This is a genomic window from Pedobacter sp. CAN_A7 (assembly GCF_015752175.1).
Lineage (GTDB): Bacteria > Bacteroidota > Bacteroidia > Sphingobacteriales > Sphingobacteriaceae > Pedobacter.
Window position 1 is genome coordinate 339,970 of the sequence record NZ_JADOUW010000001.1, and the last position, 23,625, is coordinate 363,594.

Consider the following 23,625-nt stretch of genomic DNA (forward strand, 5'->3'; position numbering starts at 1 on the left):
ATGCTCAGAATATACACGTTACTTCGAAAACATATAGGTACAAATCCTCTCGACCGGCTCATCATACAAAATGAAGTGCGGGAGACTAATATATTAAGGTCTTTGGTGCTAATGGGCTTAAGCATGTTCGTATCTGCATTCGATTTAATGCTGCTCTTTCAAGATGATTATACAGTGTCTGTTGCCCAGGCTGCATCCATTAGAAATATCATCACCGTTAACCAGGTTATCCTTCTATTGTCTATTTTGAACCTTTTTTTATTGGTTGGAAGTTATTTAAACTCCAATTGGAAAGACTTTGTTGGTAAATACGTCCCACATGTGGTCTTTTTCATGATCACCTTGTGGGGTGCCCTGACCACCATTTTTGATCAGAACGTTACTTCATCCATCACTTCGTTTATACTAGGGTGCATCATTTGTTCTTTAATGTTACTCATCAATCCCTGGCGTATCACCGTATATTTATCCATCCTCATGCTGGTCTATTATTTTGGCGTAGTGCAAAATCAGGTTGACCCCATGCTTCGGCTGGTTAACATCAGTGAAGGTTTTGCGACCATTGTAGTATGTTTCGGTTTGTCTATCACGCAATGGCGAACAAATACCATCCGCTTTAAGCAAAGCCATATCATCAGAAGCCAGCAGGAAACTTTAAAAGAAAATTACCAGGAACTCGTAAATAGTTCGGAGCAACTGGAGAAAGTCAATAACAGTAAAGACAAATTTTTTGCCATACTTGCACACGACCTCCGGGGGCCCATATCTTCTACACTTGCCTTAACAGAGCACCTGAAAGATGGTTTATTTGATGAGGATGAAAAGGAGCGTAAACGGATGTACGGACTGCTGCAAAATAGCTTAAGCACAACAGGAAAACTATTGGAAAATGTGTTGTTGTGGTCCAGAAACCATATGGGAACCCTCACTTTTAAACCGGTGAACATGGCATTGCATGAGGTGATCGAAAACAACATTGCGTTGCTTCATATCGTGGCCGCACATAAGGATATTACGATAATTAACGAGGTTAACAAAACCCTTAAAACCAGTGCAGACCTTGATATGGTGAATACCATTATCAGAAACCTCTTGTCCAATGCCATTAAATTTACGCCTAATTTCGGTAAAGTAGAGATCGCTTCAGGTGAATATTATGACGAGCTGCTCCAACAGCAGTTCATTACCATATCCGTGCGCGATTACGGCATTGGAATGACCAAAAAGATAATGGACAATCTGTTTAAAATCGATAAAAAGATTACCTCTACCGGCACTAACAATGAAACGGGAACCGGATTAGGACTTATATTGTGTCATGACTTTATTCAGAAACACCAGGGAACATTACAAGTAGAAAGTGAGGAAGGCACCGGTACAACGATCACCTTTACCATCCCTCATATTTCGAATGTCGAAATTCCGCACACAGAAAACTACCTGTGTTCTACTTTATAAATCGTTGTTTGTTTATAGGTTTCGCCAGGACGTAAAGTCGTGGATGGAAACTCAGGGATATTGATGCCATTTGGATGGTGCTGCGTTTCTACACAAAAAGCTTCTGCAGGACCATAATGAAGACCATCTTTACCATCCTTTACCTCCAGTGAAATGGCGGTATAAAAATGTGCTACAGGTTCAGTGGTATAAACAGATAACTTCAATCCACTCGTCTCTTCCCATGTTTCTGATGCCAGTGTCAATTCGCCAGCATCTTTATCCAACACATAAGTCTGGTCGTAACCCGTTTGTGCATTCCAGTCTGCCCCAATTTCTTTAGCGCCAAGGAAGTTATGTGGGGTGCCTTGTACAGGAATCAAGTTGCCAGTCACCACAAAGTTATCATCTTGCTCCAGGTAATAACTCGCAGGCATGTGGTGTACATGTTTCGCCACAGAACCTCCCTTTGGGGCTAAATTAAAATAGCCATGGTGGGTAAGGTTAATCGCTGTTGCTTCATCGGTGTCTGCCTTAAAGTCTAAAATCAGCTCATTATCGTCCGTCAGTTTAAAAGTCAGCTGGATGGTCAGGTTTCCCGGGAAACCCTGTTCACCTGCCGGACTCACATATTGCAGTGTCAAACTAGGATCAATGGTGGGTAGAATGTCCCACACCACTTTATCAAAACCCACATTACCACCATGCAGACTGTCTTTACCGCGGTCGTCAGTAACCTGATAGGCCTTCCCGTCTATGGTAAACTGACCACCTTTAATTCGATTTGCATAACGACCAATCACTGCACCCAGGTAAGGATATTTAAGTAAGTAATCGTCTGTCAAATAACCTGCTAAGTCGTCAAAGCCCAATACAATATCCTGCTTTTCTCCATGCGCATTCACTACAATAAAATTGCTGATTATTGCTCCATAGTTGTAAATTTTAACATAAGTGCCGTGATTATTAATAAGTTCAACGGCGTATACATCTTTTCCGCCAATTACATGGCCGGTCTTTATTAGGTTTGCTTTCATATTGGTATATTGGGCTGTATTTATAGGATGGACAATACTATACATTACTTTATAAAAAACAACAACTTAATTTAAACTTTTATAATGAAAACCGAATTATCAGATAAATTCTTTGCGCATTACCAACAGCAAGCCACCGCCACCTATTTTACACCCGGACGGGTTAATCTAATTGGGGAACACATCGATTATAACGGAGGACTGGTCATGCCTTGTGCAGTTACTTTAGGTACCTGGCTGGTTGTTGCGCCAAATCAAGATCAGGTGATCAGGTTTAAAAGTTTAAATTTTTCGGAGGAACAGTCCTTTCCCTTAGCCTCAAGTTATACAAAAACCGGCAGTGAATGGTTTAATTACCCATTAGGTGTGTTTAACGAGATCCTAAAAACTAAAAAAATAACTACCGGGCTTGACCTTCTTTTTTACGGTAATATCCCAGTCGCTTCAGGACTATCTTCATCCGCGTCCATTGAAGTCATCACCGCCTATGCACTTAATGAGCAGTTTGACCTGGGTTACAGTCGCCAAGAAATTGCCTTACTTGCCCAAAAAGTAGAGAACGAATTTATTGGTGTTAACTGTGGCATCATGGACCAGTTTGCCGTTACTTTCGGTGAGAAAAACAAAGCTATCGTATTGAATTGCGATACCCTAAAGTACAGGTTGGTCGATTGTAAACCAGGCGATTATGTACTGGCCATCATCAACACCAACAAACCACGTAAATTATCAGAATCTAAATACAATGAGCGGGTCGCTGAATGCCAGACCGCCTTAGCACAGCTTAACCAGGAAATTACTTTAAACAACCTTTGCGAGTTAACTGCAGATAAATTTGCCCTTCACTCCCATCTCATTACAGATCCAGTCATCTTAAAACGTGCCACCCATGTCATTACAGAAAATGACAGAGTAACTTTGGCCGCCAAAGCTTTAAGCGAAGATAATTTTGAGGATTTCGGCCGTTTAATGTATGCTTCTCACCAATCTTTAAAAGACTTATATGAAGTTTCAGGAGAGGAATTAGACACGGTAGTGGAATTTTGTGCGCAGTACCCACATGTAGTGGGCGCAAGAATGACTGGTGCCGGTTTTGGTGGCTGTGCCATCGCCTTTCTAGCAAAGGGATATGAAGATGATTTCGTTGCTAAAATCACCCCTTATTACGAAGAAAAAGTGGGTTATGCACCTGAAGTTTACTTTAGTGATATCGGGAATGGTGCATCAACAATTTAATTCTACTTTTGTACCATGCAAAAGTTAAAGTTAGAAGACCTGAACAGGGTAAGTGTGGAGGCTTTTAAAGAACAGGAAAAACTACCTGTTGTCGTGATCTTAGATAATGTACGGAGCATGCACAACGTAGGTTCTGTATTCAGAACAGGCGACGGTTTCGCCATAGAGAAGTTAGTGTTATGTGGCATTACCGCTAACCCACCACACCGGGAGATTGAGAAAACCGCTTTAGGGGCTACCGCTTCTGTAGATTGGGAACATGTGGAAGAAACCACTGCTGCTGTGACCACCTTGCGCGAACAAGGTTATACCATCATTGCCATTGAGCAGGCAAAAAACAGCACCATGCTGCATACCTACCAGCCAGACATGACTAAAAAATATGCGCTGATCTTCGGAAACGAAGTGGATGGGGTCAGTGATGAGGTGATGGCCATGTGCGATGAATGTATCGAGATACCACAATTCGGCACCAAACACTCCTTTAATATCGTCATCTCCGCAGGTATCGTATTATGGGATTTCTTTGCCAAACTGAAATTGTAAAATCATAAATTTATCAATGAAAAAGGGCCTGATCATCATTTGATTCAGGCCCTTTTTTCTATCGAGATTTATACTATTTACGCGTAAGGAATCCCGTCTTTACAAGCCAGTTTACTATATCCCATCAGGTATTCATCCACTTTACGTGCTGCTTCCCTACCTTCAGATATCGCCCAAACAACTAACGATTGTCCTCTTCGCATATCACCAGCAGCAAATATCTTTGCAATATTAGTCTGGTATTTTCCTTCTTCGGCTTTCACATTCCCACGGTTATCCAATTCGATACCCAGGTTCTCTAACAAACCTTCTTTCTGTGGGTGAAGAAAACCCATGGCTAATAAAACCAGCTGACAAGGCAATTCACGTTCTGTACCTGCAATTTCAGTGAAATTAACCGGACGACCGTTGGCATCGATCTGCCATTCTACATCAACCACTTTCAAACCTACTAAATTACCAGACTCATCTTTGATAAACTCTTTAGAATTTACACCCCATGCACGGTTGCAGCCTTCCTCATGCGAAGAAGTTACTTTCAGCAACATTGGGAAAGTTGGCCAAGGCATATTCGGCGTACGTGCCTGACCTGGCATCGGCATGATTTCAAACTGCATGACCGATCTGGCACCTTGTCTGTTGGAGGTTCCAACACAATCAGAACCCGTATCACCACCACCAATGACGATCACATCTTTACCAGTCGCCATAATTGGGTCCTGCTCAAAGCTGAAATTACGTACCCGTTTGTTCTGCTGTTTTAAAAAGTCCATGGCATAATGCACGCCATCAGCATCACGACCGGTGATGCTCAAGTCGCGCGGAATGGTAGAACCACCAGCTAAAACAATCGACTGAAAGTCTCTTAATAAAGTATTCAGCTCTACGTTTACACCCACGTTGGCGTTACATTTAAACTGAATTCCTTCTTTTTCCATCAGGCTGATCCTTCTGGTCACTACATCTTTCTGCAGTTTAAAATCAGGAATACCATAATTTAATAAACCACCAGGGGTATCATCGCGTTCAAAAACGGTTACTTCGTGACCAGCTTTATTCAATTGCGCAGCAGCGGCCAAACCAGCAGGACCAGAACCAATAATGGCTACTTTTTTTCCTGTTCTGATTAGCGGCTCTTCCGCTTTGATATAACCTTTGGCAAAGGCCATTTCGATAATATGTTTCTCAATTTCCTCAATGGATACCGGCGATTTGTTAATACCCAATACACAAGCCGATTCACAAGGTGCCGGACAAATCCTTCCAGTAAACTCAGGGAAGTTATTTGTGCTCAATAAGATAGCTGTTGCTTCCTCCCAGTCTGCTTGATATACAGCATCGTTAAATTCAGGAATAACATTACCAAGAGGGCATCCCGATTGACAAAACGGAACACCACAGTCCATGCAACGTGCAGCTTCCCTGTTGATTTCCTCCGCATGGTAAAGGTGCACGAATTCATTATAATGTTTTAGTCGCGTTTTCGCATCTTCTTTCGCAGGAGCAGTTCTCTCGTATTCTAAAAATCCAGTTACTTTTCCCATGATTAAGATATTTTTATTGTTGAGTTTCTTTTGATTAATACAGCTTTGTATTCTTTAGGGAATACTTTAACGAAATGCAGGGCCTGGGCCGACCAATCATTTAATATAAACTGGGCTAATTTACTATTTGTCAGTTGAATATGTTGTTTAAGTAAGGTCGTTATTCTGGCTTCATCTTCTTCATTAAGTGGATCAAGATCAACCATTTCCTTATTACATTTTTTATGGAAATCACCTTTGGTATCATAAATCCAGGCTACACCACCACTCATACCGGCAGCAAAGTTACTTCCTGTCTGACCGATCACTAAAACCTCACCACCTGTCATGTACTCACAACCATGGTCGCCTAAGCCCTCTACAACAGCTGTTGCACCAGAGTTCCTTACGGCAAAACGTTCACCGGCTTGTCCCCTTACAAACAACTCACCAGAGGTAGCACCATATAAAGCCACGTTACCGATAATGATATTTTGTTCTGGTACATAACCAATGTTAGCGAAAGGATAGATCGATAAGCGGGCACCGGATAGACCTTTACCTACATAATCATTTGCTTCACCTTCCAGTTCAAGCGATATACCTCGGGCTGCAAAAGCACCGAAGCTCTGTCCTGCCGAACCAACAAATTTAAAGTTGATGGTATCTGGCGGCAACCCTTGTCCTTTATAGATTTTCGATAGCTCATTCGATAACATGGTACCTGTAGCACGATCTGTATTTTTAATGGTAAATGAAGCAAATACGGGCTCTTTATTACCTAAGGCAGGCTGTGCTGCTTCAATTAACTGGTGATCCAATAAGGTAGACATGCCATGATCCTGTTTCTCAGAATTGTATAAAGTCAGGCCGTTTTCAGGCGCTTTAAATAATAAGGCAGAGAAATCAAGGTCTTTCAGTTTCCAATCGGCCTGGTCAATATCTCTAACGCCTAAAGCATCAGCCTGACCCACCATTTCATTTACGGTACGGAAACCAAGTTCTGCCATGGTTTCTCTTAAATCCTGTGCAAGGAAATTGAATAAGTTTACAATATGATCTGCATCACCAGTAAATAACTTTCTTAATTCAGGATCTTGTGTAGCCACACCTACAGGGCAGGTATTTAAGTGACATTTACGCATCATGATACAGCCAGAAGTAACCAGGGCAGCGGTAGCCACACCCCATTCTTCGGCACCTAATAACGTAGCGATGGCAATATCACGACCAGTTTTCAATTGACCATCCGTTTGTAACACGACCCTGCTGCGCAGGCGGTTTTTAACTAAGGTCTGGTGAGCTTCGGCTAAGCCTAATTCCCACGGCAAACCTGCATGTTGAATAGAAGTTAATGGTGAAGCACCTGTACCCCCATCAAAACCCGATACTAAAATCACATCAGCATGCGCTTTCGCTACACCTGCTGCAATGGTACCAACACCCGCTTTAGAAACCAGCTTGACGTTAATCCTCGCTTCGCGGTTGGCGTTTTTAAGGTCGAAAATCAATTGAGCAAGATCTTCGATGGAATAAATATCATGGTGTGGCGGCGGCGAAATCAAACCTACACCAGGCGTCGAGTGACGAACCTTGGCAATATAATCATCTACTTTATGACCAGGCAGCTGACCACCTTCACCAGGTTTAGCCCCCTGAGCCATTTTAATCTGCAGCTCATCAGCATTCGTTAAATAATTACTGGTTACCCCAAAACGGGCAGAAGCAATTTGTTTAATGGCCGAACGCATGGAATCTCCGTTTGGTAATTTATCGAAACGTACCTCATCTTCACCACCCTCGCCGGTATTACTTTTACCACCAATGCGGTTCATGGCAATGGCTAAGGTTGAATGCGCTTCCTGAGAAATAGATCCTAAAGACATGGCACCAGTGGCGAAACGTTTGAAAATACTTTCTACCGGTTCCACTTCGTCAATCGGCACTGCCGGACGGTTATATTTAAATTCAAAAAGGCCTCTGATGGTAAAAGCTTGTTTACCTTGTTCATTAACCAGTTTTGCATACTGCTTGTACGTTGAATAATCTTTCTTTCTGGTCGAATTTTGCAGCAAATGGATAGTTTGTGGGTTAAACAAATGCTGTTCCCCTTTACGTTTCCATTTGTAGTTACCGCCAGTAGGTAAAATACCATCCGGGCGATGCGCCATACCAAATACCCTGCTGTGTTTAATTAAGGCCTCTGTAGCAATTTCATCAAGACCTAAACCACCAATACGGGAAACCGCCCCAGTAAAGAATTTGTCAACCACTGAAGCATGGATGCCTAATATTTCAAAGATCTGTGCACCATGGTAAGATTGTAAGGTAGAGATTCCCATTTTAGAGAAAATCTTTAACAAGCCATTATTGACCGCATAGATATAATTTTGAGATAACTTTTCGAGATCCAGTGTGCTTTCTTCTTCGAAACTTTTTATGGTTTCCAGGGCCAGGTAAGGATTTACCGCTGTAGCACCAAAGCCAATTAAACAAGCAAAATGGTGAACTTCCCAAACGTCGCCAGCCTCTACTACTAAACCAACAGCACCACGGTATCCTTTACGAATCAAATGGTGATGCACGGCAGAAACCGCCAATAATGAAGGTATAGCTGCATGCTCAGAATCAAGGGCACGGTCAGACAGTACCAATACCTGGAAACCATCTTCCACGGCATCAACTGCATAACGGCACAAGCGATCAAGCGCTTTAGCCATGGCACCCGGTTTGCCGGTAGCCCTGAAGTAAGTCTGCAAGGTTTTAGATTGAAAAGCACCGGTATCGATACTTCTTAATTTTTCCAGCTCCAGGTTAGTCAGGATGGGATGTTTAATGCCCACACAGTGACATTGCAAGGCGTTTTCTTCCAGTAGGTTTCCATTATTACCCATAAAACCAGCAAGGCTCATCACCACTTTTTCCCTGATCGGGTCAATTGGCGGATTAGTTACCTGTGCAAACAACTGTTTGAAGTAAGAAGCTAAATGTTGTGGTTTTTGCGATAAAACGGCTAAAGGAATATCGGTACCCATAGAACCCAGGGGCTCTTTGGCGTCCAATGCCATCGGTTTAATGATCAGGTCAATATCTTCGCGGCTATAACCAAATACCTGCTGGTACCTAAAAATAGACTCTTCGGCTAAATTACTGAACACCACACGAGGTGCCGGAAGTTCTTCCAGTCTGATCTGGTATTGGTTAATCCAGTCTGCATAAGGTCTTCTGCTGCAAACGGTGGTTTTAATTTCATCATCACTAATGATCCTGCCCTGCTCCATGTCTACTACAAACATTTTACCAGGCGTAAGGCGTCCTTTCTCGATCACTTTACTTTGATCTAAAGCCAATGCACCCGCTTCAGAAGCCATGATCACCATATCATCTGAAGTGATGGCATAACGCGAAGGACGAAGTCCGTTACGGTCTAGCGTCGCGCCAATCAGGTTTCCGTCCGTAAAAGCAATGGCTGCAGGACCATCCCAAGGCTCCATTAATGTCGCATGGAATTTATAAAAGGCCTGTTTCAATTCGTCCATATCCTCGTTACCATCCCAGGCTTCCGGGATCAGCATCATGAGTACATGGGGTAATGAACGACCAGCATGGAGTAACAACTCCACAATATTATCTAAACAACCCGAATCAGATTGTGACTCATCAATTACGGGAAGTAATATATTCAGTTCTTCAGGTGTAAAATAAGGTGAGGCAAAGGACTTCACACTCGCCCTAAACCAGTTTAAATTACCCTGTAAGGTATTAATTTCCCCATTATGGGCAATATAACGAAAGGGTTGCGCCAAACGCCATGAAGGAAAAGTATTGGTTGCAAAGCGTGAATGTATTAAACCGAAAGCTGAAACCACACGTTTATCACTCAATTCGGTAAAATAGGTTCTTAATTGCATGGAAGTAAGCTGACCTTTATATACGATTGTTCTGGAAGAGAACGAAGCGATGTAAAAATCAGACTTCACACCTTTTACAGTATTAAGAATGGTGTTAGTCAGGTAATTTTTGAACACATATAATTTACGTTCAAAATCAGCGCCTTCTGCAATGGCATAAGGGCGTGCAATATATACCTGCTCCATTTCAGGCTCTACAGAAAGTGCCATATCGCCTAAATCAGACGAGTTCGTTTGCACTTTTCTAAAGCCTAATACTTCCAGGCCCAGTTTTTCTGCTGCGCGGTAAATAATCTCGCGGCATTCTTCCCTGGTTTTAATGTCTTTAGGTAAAAACAGCATTCCTACGCCGTAGTCGCCTGATTTGTTTAAGCTAAAGCCAACCTTTAAACATTCGTCATATAGGAATTCATGAGGAATTTGAATCATTATTCCGGCTCCATCGCCGGTATTAATCTCCGCACCACATGCCCCTCTATGGTCTAAGTTTTCCAGAATGGTGATCGCATCTGAAACAATTTGCTGGGACTTCCTCCCCTTTACATGAGCAACGAAACCAATGCCGCAGGCATCGTGCTCGAATCGCTGATCATATAACCCCGTATTTTCTTCGTTTTGGTCCATATTGGTTTAGTGTATTTAAAACACTAAGATAGGAAAATCCTATGCCAATTACCATTTTTGCACTTATTTTTTGAAATATTGAATTGTTTAATTGCGGAAGGGTGTAAGAATTAACAATATTACAATTTATAGGTGTTATTTTTTAAAGTATTGAAATGAAGATGCCATAATACACGTATTTTACGCAACATTATAACACTATTTTAACAGCCTATTAATATCAGGAGATTTATGTTTATTGCTATGATTACGTGAATTCTATTAAAATCCAGCCGAATAAAGTTCCTTGTTTTCAAAATAAAATGCAGCTACAATAGCTTAAACATCAATATTTTAGCCATTAATTGCAAAAAAACAGCTAATATTTACACCATTTAGTTTCGTAAACTGATAACTATTGCTACTTTTGTGACGGGCAAGTCTTTTACGATCAGCTCCCTTTGAACTCCCCCAGGGCGGGAACGAAGCAAGGGTAGAAGGTTGTAGCGGTGCGATAAAAGTTGCTTGCCCATTTTTTACTTTTTCTGATAAAGTAAAAAACGGCATACCCCTAACTAACTTATTAATATCTAAATTATCAAGGCAGAATTTTGCTGTATAAGCAAAGTATTTGTCTAATTTAGCCTTCATAAAAATATTTTGAATTATTAATTAATCATATTATATGAAGTTTTTTATTGATACAGCGAACCTTGATCAAATTAAAGAAGCCCAGGATCTAGGCGTTTTAGACGGCGTAACCACCAACCCTACCCTAATGGCTAAAGAAGGCATCACTGGCGAAGCCAATGTGACTGCCCATTACCTGGCTATTTGCGACATCGTTGACGACAACGTAAGTGCAGAAGTAATTTCCACTACCTACGACGAAATGATTAAAGAAGGCGAAGCATTAGCTAAGCTTAATCCGAAAATCGTTGTTAAAATCCCGATGATTAAAGATGGTGTTAAAGCCATTAAATATTTAACCTCAAAAGGAATCAGAACCAACTGTACGTTGATTTTCTCTGCAGGACAAGCCTTATTGGCTGCAAAAGCAGGTGCTAGTTATGTTTCTCCATTTTTAGGCCGTTTAGATGATATCGGTAACGATGGTTTAAACTTAATCGAAGACATCAGGTTGATTTTTGATAACTATGAATACCCAACTGAAATATTAGCGGCTTCTATCCGTAGCCCTTTACATATTATCAACTGTGCTAAATTAGGTGCTGATGTGATTACATCACCATTATCTGCCATTGTAGGTTTGTTGAAACACCCATTAACTGACAGTGGATTGGCCCAGTTTCTTGCTGACCATGATAAAGCAGCGAAAGCAGCCTTGTAAGTAAAACTTATATATTAAAGCGGCCGTATCAGAGATAAATTTTATCTTCGATACGGCCGCTTTTGTTTGAGCTAATCAGCAACCTGATTGCGCTTTAAGTTTAGCTTATCCTAAATGGCATTTGCCGTGCGACGGCTACCGCACTTCAAGTGCATCTCCGTTCGGTTTTGTGAAACAAGTTGCGAAGGAGGTGCGGCGCAGGTGCGACGGTGAACGCCATATTTTATAAGCTAATATTAAGGAATCATTAGCTTTTTAGACGAGCTTTTTAAGCCGCTAATACTTCCTTTACTTTCTCGTAATTGATCTGCTCATCCGGTGCAATCAAAATGCCTTTCACCCCTGCCCCATTTGCGGCATCCACATCACGTGGTTTATCACCAATCATCACCGATAAGGCGGGATCAATGTTGTATTTAGCAATCGCTTCCAATAACATGCCCGACTTCGGCTTGCGGCATGCACATTCGCCGGAAACAGTTGGGTGATGCGGACAATGGTAAGCATCCGTAAATATGGCGCCCTGCTCCGCGTATTTCGCAAAAAGGATCTTGTGCATTTCTGCAAGGGTTTGTTCTGTATACCTGTTGGTGGCAATGCCACCCTGGTTGGTGATCACGATGAGCATGTAACCCTCATCATAGAGTTTCTTTAAAGGTGGAATTTGATATTCCAGTACTTCAAAATCTTCTAACCTGCAGATGTAATCATATATTTCATGGTTTAAAACCCCATCACGGTCTAAAAAAACGGCTTTATTCTTCATTTTTAGTATTTACTTCCGGATGAATATATACATTAAAAAAGATACCTTTAAAATTATTTTACATTCATGAACAAAGACGAATTCAAGCCCTTCATTGCGGCGGAAGAAAATGTTGCGGAATTAACCTTAAAATCTATTCTTTTAGGTTGCGTAGCGGGAATCATATTTGGTGCAGCCACCGTGTACCTGGCCTTGAAAGCTGGTTTAACCGTTTCAGCCTCCATCCCCATCGCCGTATTGGCCATTACCCTTGGGAAGAAGTTTTTCAAAACCACTATCCTGGAAAATAACATTATCCAAACCACAGGTTCGGCTGGAGAATCCATAGCTGCTGGCGTGGTGTTTACCCTGCCCGGCTTTTTGTTTTTAAGTTCAGATGTAGGCGGGGTAAGTTCTGGGGAAGCGTTTTTTAACTACATGACCATTTTAATACTGGCCATCCTTGGTGGTATTTTAGGTACACTGATGATGATTCCACTGCGCCGTTCACTGATTGTGAAGGAGCATGAAAGCCTGCCCTATCCGGAAGGAACGGCCTGCGCCTCGGTATTAAAAGCCGGTGAACGAGGCGGATCTTTTGCCAGAACCGCTTTTTGGGGATTAGGCTTTGCATTAGTCTATGCGATGCTGCAGAAAGTATTTCATGTGATTGCCGAGGCGCCAACCTGGGTAAGTAAACAAACGAACCGCTTTTTACCTTCAGCACAAGTGAGTGGTGAGATCACACCGGAGTACCTGGGTGTAGGTTATATCATCGGTCCAAAGATAGCCGGTGTATTAGTAGCTGGTGGTGTTTTAGCCTGGTTGGCCCTGATTCCTTTGTTAGCGACCTTAATTGACCCGATCCGTGCAGCCATGCAATTGGTTAAACTGGGCATGCTGGCCGATGTCACCCAAGCTGGTGGTGCCGGTGGCTGGGATCCGGTAACGCAGACTTTCGCTGATTATCCTTTGGCCATTTACCAGGCTTTTGTGAAACAGATTGGTGCTGGCGCCGTGGCTGCAGGTGGTTTCATTACGTTATTAAAAACTATACCGACCATTATATCCTCCTTTAAAGACAGTCTGGGTTCCATTAAGGAAGGTAAGACCGCTGCTGAGACCAAGAGAACGGACCGCGATCTTTCGCTGAAAATCGTTGGTTTGGGTAGTTTAGGACTGATCCTATTGGTGGCTTTTCTGCCACAGATTCCTGGCGACAGCATTACCAATAAATTTATCATCGGGATCCTGGTGGTGATTTTTGGAGCTTTCTTCGTTACGGTATCCAGTCGTATTGTCGGTTTGATTGGTTCCAGTAATAACCCCATCTCGGGGATGACCATTGCGACCATTATGGGTACCTGTTTGATTTTTATCGCCGTTGGCTGGACCGGGAAGGTTTATGAACCGATGGCACTGGTTGTTGGTGGCATGATTTGTATCGCGGCAGCAAATGCAGGCGCCACTTCACAGGATTTAAAAACAGGTTATTTAGTGGGCGCTACACCTAAATACCAGCAGATTGCTTTATTCATTGGGGCGATTGTTTCTTCGATTGTGATCGGTCTGACCGTGCGCATTCTGGATACGCCTACTCCGGAGATGCTTGCACAGGGTATACAACATGCGATCGGTACACAGGAATATTCTGCACCACAGGCTACACTAATGGCGACTTTAATTAAAGGAATGCTTTCTTTTAACCTGGACTGGCAATATGTGCTCGTGGGTGTGTTCATTTCCCTCGTGATTGAACTATGTGGCGTGAATTCTTTATCGTTTGCTGTAGGGGCTTATTTACCGCTATCCACTACCCTGCCTATTTTTGTGGGTGGTGCCATTAAAGGGGCGATCGACTGGAAGGAACGTAGGAAAGTGAAATCTGCACAGGAGGAAGAGTTAGGTCCGGGGAACTTGTTTGCCACAGGGCTTGTTGCCGGTGGTGCATTAGCCGGTGTGGTGGTTGCAGTATTGATGGTGATCCCTTCTGTACGTGATAATTTGAGCAAAGTTAACGTGGAACCTTTGTTTAGCGAGTGGTTTGGCGAAGGTGGTTACCAGATTTTAGGGGTATTGTTCTTTTTATTGATGGGTTTTGTGCTGTATAACATCGCCAGGAAGACCAATGAAGCGGAAGATATTTTAGATGATGAGAAATAATCTGCCTTTAAATCAAGTTTATAGCTATTAATTGAATATTACTTGAAGGTTAATGTTGCAACATATTACTATGAATCCTATATTTGCATCACTTTAAACGGAAACGCTTAGGGTAGTTCTGAAAAGAACGATGATTCCGTAGCTCAGCTGGTAGAGCATTACACTTTTAATGTAGTGGTCCTGGGTTCGAATCCCAGCGGGATCACCAGATATAGAATCAAAACGTACAAATGGCTGTTAATCACATGATTAATGGCCATTTTACTTTTACGGGGGTACCAAAACTTGCACCAATTCTCATAAAAATAGTGAGCGATTCGGTGAGTCGTTTGGAAAATTCACCCAACTCACCGAATGCTACATATTCAGCTACTGAACAATTAGTTACAAACTGAACATCTTGTAATCGTTAAACTGCAAAGCTATTTTTGTTTCACCCTTAATCATTGAATGATGAAAACGAACTTTAGCCTGCTTTTCTATCTGAAAAAGCAAAAGAACTACATCAGTGGCACCCCCCTATTTACATGAGAATTACGGTAGACGGTAAACGTGCAGAAATCGCGACCAGCAGGGATTGTAACCCCAGCCGTTGGAGTAAGCGATCCAGCCGACTGATCGGCACTAAAGAAGATGTGAAAATGCTTAATTCTTATTTAGACTCAACTGCAAAGTTCCGTTTATTAGGCACACCAGGAGTTGGTAAGTTTCGGGATCGGCATAACTTCTGAGGCTATTAAATGCAGGTATTTGGGTAAAATGGATGGCTCGCATACTTTACTGGAGGCTGTTAAAGATCATAACGAAAAGATGCAGTCTATCGTCGGTAAAGGTTACGTACAGGGCACATAGAACCTTTATAAGGTCTTAGAAAAACACTTGTCAACTTTTATGCTTTCAAAATACGAGCTGGCGGATATGGATATTAAAAGAGTAGATCAAGCCTTCCTAAATGACTTTGACTACTATTTAAGATCGAATAAAGACTGTGAGAATAACTATGTGGTTAAGAACGTCAAGAATTTAGGAAAGATCCTTCGGATCGGTTTAGAAAACGGCTGGGTAGAAAAGGATCATTTTCTTGGTTGTAAAGGCAAAACCAAGAACGTTGACCGTTATTATCTTAATCAAGAAGAACTGGAGCAGATCGCCGGAAAAGAGTTCCTATCTGATAGATTAAGGCAGGTGCGTGACGTCTTTGTTTTTTGCTGTTTTACCGGACTGGCTTATGTAGATGTGTTTAAACTGAAACAGGAGCATATCCAAAAAGGAAATGACGGGGAGCGATGGATTTTCACTAACAGGCAAAAGACAAAACCAGATCTGCAATCCCCCTATTGCCAACCACTAAACACCTTCCACAACTACCGGAGAATACCGCTGGAAAGTTCACGAGATATTCCGTACGAAAAAGTGATCCTTATGGAAAAACTATTTGACTTTCAGCAGGGCACACTAGCAAACCAGCATCCGGAAATTGAAAGTTTAAAAAGTATATTGATAGATATTTGAACTATTACATTTTATCCAAAACCACAGTTTCTTCCGTAAACACCTCCGCAAAAAGTGCACGGTGGCCAGGGATTAAGGTGTTTTTGCAAGCCACAAATAAGTAGGGGTAAACTCTTTTGCCAAAACACCTTTCTTTATTTCCTGTCTTAAGTAGACCAGATAGAAAGAGAGTATTACAGATAGCCCCCTATCTTATAACCTTTCTACAAAAGTAAGAATCCTCAAGGATTCTTACAGCCCGATTTGTAACGCAAAGGGACATAAAATAGAGCTACTTCCCAATTCTTGCTCATATATTCTTCCAAGAACCAACAAGATTAACTGCATTTTAGGGATGAAGAAAAAAACTTAAAAGATTTTCTAAACTTAAAATGGTTGATTTTCATAACATCATATGTGAAGTTGGATAAAATTAATTTTTAGAGATTTATTGGCATGGTAGGTTCTCCCATCGTATTAAGTCTTCGTATGTTTGTATAGAAGGAATTAATTGAACTAATTTCGTTCTAAATACTAATGCTGTAATTTGTTATGTTAAAACAAGAAATAAAATCAAGGATTAATTGGCTATGGGATCGCTTTTGGTCAGGGGGATTAGCGAATCCAATAGTTGCAATAGAGCAAATTTCTTACTTACTGTTTATAAGGAGGTTAGAATTTGTAGACAATGGTTTACTTATCCCAGATGAAAAGTTAAAATGGAGTGTTTTCACTCAAGATATAACTGACAACAACGAACTTGTATTACATTTTAAGCAAAATGTCTTTCCATTTATAAAAAATCTAAAGAATTCTGAAGATACTTTTTTCCAGCAGATGGCTGATGCTACTTTTGAAATTGAAAAAGGAACATTATTGAGAGAAGCGGTAGAAGTAATTGATGAAATTTATATAGAAATTGAGAAGGAAAAGCTAAGTGGACAGCATTTTCAAGATACACAAGGTGATGTATACGAATACCTGTTAAATGCCACAAGTCAAGCTGGCAAAAACGGTCAGTTTAGAACGCCTAGGCATATAATTCATCTGATGTGTGAACTTTTGAATCCAGATCTAAATGATGAAATCTGTGACGTTACAAGTGGAACCGCTGGTTTTTTGGTAGGAGCATATCAGTATTTAATAACAAAGTATTCTTCAAAGAATATTCAAACTGATGATGATGGATTTAAAAGAAGTGTTTTAGGGGACAAGTTATCTGATAGGTCTAAATTGAATTCAATGACCTTTTTTGGATTTGACAACGATAAAACAATGGTTAGAATTGGCATGATGAATATGATTATGCATGGCATCACTGAACCAAAAATATATAAAGTTGACAGTCTATCACAGGAATTTGATGATCTACAGGTAATTACTAATAATAAAAACGGGGCAAATTTAAAGAATGAAGTAACTGGTGAAAAATACTCCTGCATTTTGGCTAATCCTCCATTTACTGGAAAAATTGATAAATCTGGTTTAAGTGATAAATTACATAGAATAAATTCACCTCAAACAGAACTTCTTTTTTTAGATCGTATAATTCATATGCTTAAACCTGATGGTAGAGCTGCGGTTATTGTTCCTGATGGAGTTCTATTTGGATCATCAAAAGCACAAAGAAAAACGAGAGAGATTCTATTAAAAGATTGTTGTCTTGATGCTGTTATATCTCTCCCTAGTGGAGTTTTTAATCCATATACAGCAGTTAAAACTTCAATATTAATATTTACGAAGAAACAGTTGTATAGTGCTGACTATAGTACCGATTTAGTTTGGTTTTATGATATTGATTCAGATGGTTATTCTCTAGATGCTAATAGGAGAAAACTTAAAAAAAACCCACTACCAAAAATCGTTGATGACTGGAGAAATCGAGGAAAAAACAAGCAATTAGATAGAACTAAGATTTCTTTCTATATCCCAATAGACGAAATCATCAATAATGATTTTGAACTAAATCTGAATCAATATAAAACGTTTGTATACGAAGACGAGGCCTTCGAAAAGCCGAGCAAACTACTTGGAAATCTTTTGGAATTAGAAACGGAGATCATGAATGATTTAAAAGGACTAAAAGAGATGTTAAGTTAATGAAGTACACTAAACTCTTATTGGGGGATTTAGCCCTGCAGATTAAAACAGGTAAAACACCACCTACAAATGAAGACGTATTTTTTCAGGGCGGAACAATAAATTGGTACGCCCCAGGAGATTTTAAAGGAAACAAATATTTGCCGGAATCATCAAAAAAAATCTCTGACTTTGCTGTTAGTGAAGGTAAAGCAGTAATGTTTGAAAAGGGCACGGTTTTAATAACCTGTATTGGATCTGACCTCGGTAAACCAGGAATGCTTAAAGATAGCAGTTCTTCGAATCAGCAAATAACTGGTGTTGTAGTAGATGAAAGTATTATTTCATCTGAATTTTTCTTTTATTGGGTGCTTCGTAATAAAGCATTATTGTCACATTATTCAAATTATGCTGTAATTCCTATACTAAACAACAGTGTTTTAAGAAAAATACCAGTATACTTTCCACAACATCTTAGTATCCAATCCAAGATAGTATCACAACTCGACGTACTACAATCCTTAATCGAGAAGAGAAAAAGATCTATTCAACTTTATGAAAAGCTGATAGAATCGACATTCCTTCAAATGTTTGGTCCCCAAAAAGTTCGAGAAGAAAAATGGAGCACAGTAAGCTTTAAAGATATTATCTTAAAATCTCAATATGGGATATCAGATGGACTTGATTCAACAAGCGTAGGCACCCCAATATTAAGAATGAACAATATTACTAATACTGGTGATTTTGATTTATCTAACCTTAAGTACAAAGATTTACCTGATGCTAAATTTCGCAACTATAAACTCAATAAAAGAGACCTACTGTTCAATCGAACAAATAGTCGGGAATTGGTGGGGAAAAATGCAGTATGGGACAATGATATTGATTGCTGCTTTGCAGGATATCTGGTTAGATTCATAATAAATGAAGAATTTGCAAATCCTTATTTCGTTTCAGGTTACTTGAATTCGAGTTTTGGCAAAAGACTATTATTTAATTATGCAAAATCTTCAGGAAATCTAACAAATTTCAGCCCTCCCTTACTTGAGAAACAAGCAATTTTTCTACCTCCTATTGAAGAGCAAAAAAAATATGAACATATAATTGTTTCACTTAAGAAAAAAAGGGAATTGAATAAAAAATCCTTAAAAAGCTTAATTGATTTGTTTAATGCCATATTACAAGAAACGTTTAAAGGAGAAGAAATAATAAGTGAGGGTGATATCTTTGAGGACTTGTTGAAAGAATTTAATGTTACTGATTTTCTTGGAAACAAATCGAGATTAGAGAATTTAGTATCTTTGATTAATGACAAGAAAATAAAAGACATTGCAACATACGACATAGCTAAAGAGTTAATCTTCATTCTTTTAGACGAACCAAGCTCTGGACTTAAGCAACAGTACAACAATAGAAAGAACAAAATGGAACTAATAATCATCAATGAAATTAATTAGTCTAAAGATTAAAGATCAAAAAGGATTTAGCAGTTTACATAATGGCTTTAAAATCAATTTTCATTATGAAAATCCTGAAAAATATCCATACGAAGATCTTTCAGGATTCCATCCTTTTTGCTTTGCAGGACTAAACGGAACGGGAAAATCTAATGTACTAGAGGCTTTGGTAAACATTTTTTATCATATGGAATGTTGTGCCCTAAAATTTAAACCTGAAAAATTTAAACCGAACTTCAATCCATCAATTAGTACACCAAATGCTTTTGAAATAGAATACTTTATTGGCTTGAATGATGGTAGATCCTATATTCTTCCCAATTTTTACAAAGTTAGAATAACAAAACTAGAGAATAAACCGCCTAAAATGCTAACACAAAGATATCCTTTTACAAAGGATGAAGTTTGGCAAAAGGAAAGTGTGATTTCTTTAGGTGAGAAGCATAGGGCCACCTCAAAATCATTTCTACCAGATTTGGTTATTGGTTATTCATCTGGCGAAAATGAAATATTAAGTATTCCATTTATAAAAACTAGATTAATACAATATGACGAATATATTCAAGCTTTAAAAAGTGGAGATTACTATCATGAGCCAGAAAGCAGCCTAATATATATGGATTATGAATTAACACAGGCAGTTTTATTAGCCAATTTGTTATTTCAAAATGGAGAAGTATTAAAACCTTTAAGCCAGGAATTGGGTCTGAAGCGAATAAGGAGTTTTAGATTAAATTTCAACTTACATAAACAAATCATCAACGAAGGTCAACGTGTAAGTATTACACAACAATTAAATATTGAACGTATTGACAAATTAAAAAAATGTGCAACCTCTTGGTTTGAATATCCAATTAATGATGATTGTGACAGGTTAGTTTTGGATTTTTTCGTGGATTCAGAGACTATCAGCGCAGTCCAAAAAGAAGGGAATTTTACTGATGCATTTGATTTTTTTAGGGCGCTGCAGATCATGTATGTATTAAATAATAGAAAAGTCGATGATGTAATCAAAGAACAAGTATACCAATCGAAAGGATTTTACACCGAAGGTAAAATTCCTATTTCTGAGCCTAGCGAACAGGTGTTTTATTTTCTAGAATACTACCTAGAAATTCAAAAAGAAGGTGAAGATACCCCAAAAAAAATGTTGATGAAAAATCTGAGTGATGGTGAACATCAATTCTTACACACTATGGGCATTTGTCTTTTATTAAAAAACCACAGAACGCTAATATTACTTGATGAGCCAGAAACGCATTTTAATCCAGATTGGAGATCAAGATTTATTAAAATATTAAAGAATAGTATTGAATTAGGAGGCGGTAACAATATGCTTAATGATATAATACTAACTTCTCATTCTCCATTCATTATTTCTGACTGCTTACCCGATAAAGTTATTGTTTTTGAAAAAAATGAGAAGACCAAGTATAAAGTTGAGTGTAACTATGCTTCATCTTTAGGAATAAAAACATTTGGCACTTCTATAAATATCCTATCCAATCTAATATATGATAAACGAAACACAATAGGTAATCATGCTTTAGATAAATTGAAAATATACAAACAGCGATATGATCAAGGTGAAGATGGACAAAAAGTTATTGATGATCTGAATCGTACATTTGGAGATTCAATTGAGAAGCTGATGTTAATTAAAGAAATCACAGAAAAAGATAATCTTTAATATGTTAAAGCCTTATAAAATTCAAAAACATGATATCCATAAGATACAGTCTTTTGTAAATCATTTAGTGATTGATGTATTGTGCAAACCGCACATATCAGATCAATTTAGCTCATTACTGCTACTTCCTAAGTATCGAGATTTAGTCGATAATGTAAATGATGAATATATACTAAAGCCAATAAGTGAATCTTTTTTAATATGTAAAAATGTGTTAAAAAAAAAGGATTTAAAACTTTTGAAGAGTGCAGTACTAAATAACAATCAAATTAGAAAATTGTGCACTGGTGAACTTAATCCAGTTTTATATGAGGACATAATTAATTTAAATGCCGACTTAGCTAAATATCTGAAGGTTTTCTGTGACCATCTTTATAAGCATTCTATTAATCTAGAAGCGTTTTATTCAGTGTATGGTAAAGTCGAATCCTACTATAGGAAATTTGCTGGAGCTGATCTTACTTGTCGATTTTGTGGGATCGGTAATATTCTTGGACAGTTCCATTCTAAGAGAAGTGCACTTGATCACTATTTTCCAAAGGGATTATTTCCTTTTTCATCTGTAAACTTTAAAAATCTTATTCCTATCTGTGATACTTGTAATTCAAAATATAAGTTAGAGCAAAATCCGATTCGTACGCCCAAAAAGAAAAAAGGAAAGGGATTTATTGGGAATGAGAAAATCAAAACATTTTATCCCTTTAGAAGAGATACACCTGATATAGATATAACTATATCATTAAGTAAGACGTATGGAATAGGTATGGCTAAATCTGATATGAACATCACTTTTTCTTGTATAGGTTTTGATGAAGAAGTTAGAAATTGGGAAAGATTATTCGGTATATCAGAAAATTATATTGCTTTTTGCTGTAGCAACGATATGTTGATGTATTATGAAGAACAATACGTTGCATTAAAAAATGAGGGAATTCAACATGACAAATATATTGGTATGTTAAAAAAAAACAGATATTCTGATAAAAATGTTATTAAAATACCATTTTTAGAAGCAATACAACCATAAAAAAATATGTCATCTCATTTAATGCGCTTAAGCTATGCAAAAGGAAGAAGACATTAACAATACACAGCTTATTAGAGTAAGAATATCTAAAGCATGATTGAGTATTTCAACTAAAATAAAATTACATTTACATATAGCATTTGCAGCAAAAACGTACAAAATAAAGGTGAGTCATTAGGTGAGTACCAATTTAAAAACCTCCCAGATAATGAATAAACATTGATTTTCGCAATAGGTATGGGTTCCTTGGCATTAATTCGGATCAAGTCAACTTGTGGAGTAAGTCTTATATTTTTAACTTTGATTGTTTAGATTTCTTACTTCATACATGACGGTTACCATTCTTTAATAAGCTTATACTCCCAGATTTTATTCTTGATTTTTTTGAACTTAAGGAAGTTCGGAAAGAAGAAAGATGTATTTCATTTAGATCTTCAGGAAGTCAATATGACGCCAGATGTGCCTGATGGAGAGAAGCTGCTTTCTAAAGGTTTTTCTTCACATCAAACGCAGGCGCTGGCTGAATACGACCACTAGTGTATCGCTTGAAGGTGGGCCAGCTGTATCGGTGATACGGGGCCAGTAATTATAGGATTATTTTTTCACTTTTCTCAGGGATTCTCCTGATAAACTTATGCGGTGTGCACTGTGTACAAGTCGATCCAGGATTGCATCCGCAATTGTTCCCTCGCCAATCACTTCATACCATGTACTTACCGGTAACTGAGAGGCAATAATGGTTGATTTGCTATTATGCCTATCCTCAATAATTTCCATTAAAAGATCCCTCTGCGGTTTATCTAAATTCAGCAAACCAAAGTCATCCAGAATCAGTAGGTCCTGTTTTCTATGCGGGCGATTTCTTTATATAATGAGTTATCAGCCCGGGCTCCATGCAATCTGGTAAAGAGTTTGGCTGTATTGTAATATGCGACTCTGTAGCCCATAGCACAAGCCTGATGGCCAAGAGCCGACGCGATAAAGTTTTGCCAACACCTGTAGGGCCAGTGATCAGGATGTTCTCTTTTTGCTGAATAAACTGACAGGTTGCAAGCCTGTTCAGTAATTCTCTATCCAGATCTCTGGCTGCCTGATAGTTGATCTCAGATAAGTGAGATAAGTAACGAAAAGCTGCCCCCTGTGTTAACCTAACTACTTTTTTATTTGATCTGTCCTGCCATTCTGCATCAACCAGCATGCTGAGAAGTTCGTCCGCAGTCAACTGTAAATGCCCTTGGCTTTCAATACTGCTGCTGTAAGCCTGCAGCATTCCTGGAAGGCGCAAGCTTTTCATTTTTTCTAATGTTTGTTGTGTATTCATATTTGTCT

At 39.1% G+C, this 23,625-nt stretch carries 16 protein-coding genes, 1 tRNA gene, 1 other RNA gene and 2 pseudogenes; 14 read left to right on the forward strand and 6 right to left on the reverse strand.

Annotation, left to right across the window (positions count from 1 at the left end; translation table 11 throughout):
* Positions 1-1,458 (forward strand): sensor histidine kinase, encoded by a 1,458-nt coding sequence (locus tag IWX76_RS01560; protein ID WP_196858104.1) that lies wholly within the window; start codon positions 1-3, stop codon positions 1,456-1,458.
* Here IWX76_RS01560 and IWX76_RS01565 read toward each other — a convergent pair.
* Positions 1,437-2,474: an aldose epimerase family protein gene (locus IWX76_RS01565; RefSeq protein ID WP_196858105.1), complete on the reverse strand. Its 1,038-nt coding sequence runs from the start codon at positions 2,472-2,474 to the stop codon at positions 1,437-1,439. The genes IWX76_RS01560 and IWX76_RS01565 overlap by 22 nt on opposite strands.
* Positions 2,475-2,558: 84 nt before the next feature.
* On the opposite strand from IWX76_RS01565, the gene IWX76_RS01570 reads away from it, so the two are divergent.
* The gene (locus tag IWX76_RS01570) at positions 2,559-3,710 is read left to right on the forward strand and encodes a galactokinase (RefSeq protein ID WP_196858106.1); all 1,152 of its coding nucleotides are present in this window, start codon (positions 2,559-2,561) and stop codon (positions 3,708-3,710) included.
* 15 nt (positions 3,711-3,725) lie between these two features.
* Positions 3,726-4,256 carry an RNA methyltransferase gene (locus IWX76_RS01575; RefSeq protein ID WP_196858107.1) on the forward strand — a complete coding sequence of 177 codons (531 nt, stop codon included), beginning with the start codon at positions 3,726-3,728 and terminating at the stop codon, positions 4,254-4,256.
* A gap of 77 nt (positions 4,257-4,333) precedes the next feature.
* Here IWX76_RS01575 and IWX76_RS01580 read toward each other — a convergent pair whose 3' ends face one another.
* Positions 4,334-5,800 (reverse strand): glutamate synthase subunit beta, encoded by a 1,467-nt coding sequence (locus tag IWX76_RS01580; protein ID WP_196858108.1) that lies wholly within the window; start codon positions 5,798-5,800, stop codon positions 4,334-4,336.
* Between the two features lie 2 nt (positions 5,801-5,802).
* Entirely contained in the window at positions 5,803-10,314 is a 4,512-nt protein-coding gene (gltB, locus tag IWX76_RS01585; protein ID WP_196858109.1) for a glutamate synthase large subunit, read from the reverse strand.
* 413 nt (positions 10,315-10,727) lie between these two features.
* On the opposite strand from gltB, the gene ffs reads away from it, so the two are divergent.
* Together ffs and fsa are read left to right on the forward strand one after the other, a co-directional pair.
* Positions 10,728-10,827: signal recognition particle sRNA small type (gene ffs / locus IWX76_RS01590), an RNA gene on the forward strand.
* Between the two features lie 151 nt (positions 10,828-10,978).
* On the forward strand, positions 10,979-11,644 hold the full coding sequence (fsa, locus tag IWX76_RS01595) for a fructose-6-phosphate aldolase (RefSeq protein ID WP_196858110.1): 666 nt from the start codon (positions 10,979-10,981) through the stop codon (positions 11,642-11,644).
* A gap of 268 nt (positions 11,645-11,912) precedes the next feature.
* Here the strand turns inward: fsa and IWX76_RS01600 are convergent, their stop codons facing one another.
* On the reverse strand, positions 11,913-12,410 hold the full coding sequence (locus IWX76_RS01600) for a D-glycero-alpha-D-manno-heptose-1,7-bisphosphate 7-phosphatase (RefSeq protein ID WP_196858111.1): 498 nt from the start codon (positions 12,408-12,410) through the stop codon (positions 11,913-11,915).
* A 66-nt stretch (positions 12,411-12,476) separates the two neighbouring features.
* Here IWX76_RS01600 and IWX76_RS01605 point away from each other — a divergent pair, with 66 nt between their 5' ends.
* The 9 genes and pseudogenes from IWX76_RS01605 (at position 12,477) to IWX76_RS01645 (ending at position 22,833) form a co-directional block, all read left to right on the forward strand.
* Positions 12,477-14,552 carry an OPT family oligopeptide transporter gene (locus IWX76_RS01605; RefSeq protein WP_196858112.1) on the forward strand — a complete coding sequence of 692 codons (2,076 nt, stop codon included), beginning with the start codon at positions 12,477-12,479 and terminating at the stop codon, positions 14,550-14,552.
* Positions 14,553-14,684: 132 nt separating this feature from the next.
* A tRNA-Lys gene (locus IWX76_RS01610) sits at positions 14,685-14,760 on the forward strand.
* Between the two features lie 319 nt (positions 14,761-15,079).
* The gene (locus IWX76_RS01615) at positions 15,080-15,283 is read left to right on the forward strand and encodes an Arm DNA-binding domain-containing protein (RefSeq protein WP_196858113.1); all 204 of its coding nucleotides are present in this window, start codon (positions 15,080-15,082) and stop codon (positions 15,281-15,283) included.
* Between the two features lie 139 nt (positions 15,284-15,422).
* A pseudogene (locus IWX76_RS01620) lies at positions 15,423-16,064 on the forward strand (phage integrase SAM-like domain-containing protein); the annotation flags it as partial.
* A gap of 531 nt (positions 16,065-16,595) precedes the next feature.
* Positions 16,596-18,143: a class I SAM-dependent DNA methyltransferase gene (locus IWX76_RS01625; protein ID WP_196858115.1), complete on the forward strand. Its 1,548-nt coding sequence runs from the start codon at positions 16,596-16,598 to the stop codon at positions 18,141-18,143.
* A complete protein-coding gene (locus IWX76_RS01630; protein WP_196858116.1) occupies positions 18,143-19,579 on the forward strand; it encodes a restriction endonuclease subunit S in 1,437 nt (478 codons plus the stop codon). Before IWX76_RS01625 ends, IWX76_RS01630 begins: the two co-directional genes overlap by 1 nt.
* On the forward strand, positions 19,566-21,269 hold the full coding sequence (locus IWX76_RS01635; protein ID WP_196858117.1) for a restriction system-associated AAA family ATPase: 1,704 nt from the start codon (positions 19,566-19,568) through the stop codon (positions 21,267-21,269). The genes IWX76_RS01630 and IWX76_RS01635 overlap by 14 nt, the downstream gene beginning before the upstream one ends.
* Position 21,270: 1 nt before the next feature.
* Positions 21,271-22,296 (forward strand): hypothetical protein, encoded by a 1,026-nt coding sequence (locus tag IWX76_RS01640; protein WP_196858118.1) that lies wholly within the window; start codon positions 21,271-21,273, stop codon positions 22,294-22,296.
* 384 nt (positions 22,297-22,680) lie between these two features.
* Positions 22,681-22,833: a hypothetical protein gene (locus tag IWX76_RS01645; RefSeq protein WP_196858119.1), complete on the forward strand. Its 153-nt coding sequence runs from the start codon at positions 22,681-22,683 to the stop codon at positions 22,831-22,833.
* A gap of 57 nt (positions 22,834-22,890) precedes the next feature.
* Here the strand turns inward: IWX76_RS01645 and IWX76_RS01650 are convergent, their stop codons facing one another.
* A complete protein-coding gene (locus tag IWX76_RS01650; protein ID WP_334640960.1) occupies positions 22,891-23,109 on the reverse strand; it encodes an ATP-binding protein in 219 nt (72 codons plus the stop codon).
* A 17-nt stretch (positions 23,110-23,126) separates the two neighbouring features.
* A pseudogene (locus tag IWX76_RS18120) lies at positions 23,127-23,617 on the reverse strand (ATP-binding protein).
* Positions 23,618-23,625 lie beyond the last annotated feature (8 nt).

Bases quoted from the DNA above. Each gene is read 5' to 3' on its own strand.
- IWX76_RS01560 (WP_196858104.1), top strand. From the start codon at position 1: ATGCTCAGAATATACACGTTACTTCGAAAACATATAGGTACAAATCCT.
- IWX76_RS01565 (WP_196858105.1), bottom strand. From the start codon at position 2,474: ATGAAAGCAAACCTAATAAAGACCGGCCATGTAATTGGCGGAAAAGAT.
- IWX76_RS01570 (WP_196858106.1), top strand. From the start codon at position 2,559: ATGAAAACCGAATTATCAGATAAATTCTTTGCGCATTACCAACAGCAA.
- IWX76_RS01575 (WP_196858107.1), top strand. From the start codon at position 3,726: ATGCAAAAGTTAAAGTTAGAAGACCTGAACAGGGTAAGTGTGGAGGCT.
- IWX76_RS01580 (WP_196858108.1), bottom strand. From the start codon at position 5,800: ATGGGAAAAGTAACTGGATTTTTAGAATACGAGAGAACTGCTCCTGCG.
- gltB (WP_196858109.1), bottom strand. From the start codon at position 10,314: ATGGACCAAAACGAAGAAAATACGGGGTTATATGATCAGCGATTCGAG.
- fsa (WP_196858110.1), top strand. From the start codon at position 10,979: ATGAAGTTTTTTATTGATACAGCGAACCTTGATCAAATTAAAGAAGCC.
- IWX76_RS01600 (WP_196858111.1), bottom strand. From the start codon at position 12,410: ATGAAGAATAAAGCCGTTTTTTTAGACCGTGATGGGGTTTTAAACCAT.
- IWX76_RS01605 (WP_196858112.1), top strand. From the start codon at position 12,477: ATGAACAAAGACGAATTCAAGCCCTTCATTGCGGCGGAAGAAAATGTT.
- IWX76_RS01615 (WP_196858113.1), top strand. From the start codon at position 15,080: ATGAGAATTACGGTAGACGGTAAACGTGCAGAAATCGCGACCAGCAGG.
- IWX76_RS01625 (WP_196858115.1), top strand. From the start codon at position 16,596: ATGTTAAAACAAGAAATAAAATCAAGGATTAATTGGCTATGGGATCGC.
- IWX76_RS01630 (WP_196858116.1), top strand. From the start codon at position 18,143: ATGAAGTACACTAAACTCTTATTGGGGGATTTAGCCCTGCAGATTAAA.
- IWX76_RS01635 (WP_196858117.1), top strand. From the start codon at position 19,566: ATGAAATTAATTAGTCTAAAGATTAAAGATCAAAAAGGATTTAGCAGT.
- IWX76_RS01640 (WP_196858118.1), top strand. From the start codon at position 21,271: ATGTTAAAGCCTTATAAAATTCAAAAACATGATATCCATAAGATACAG.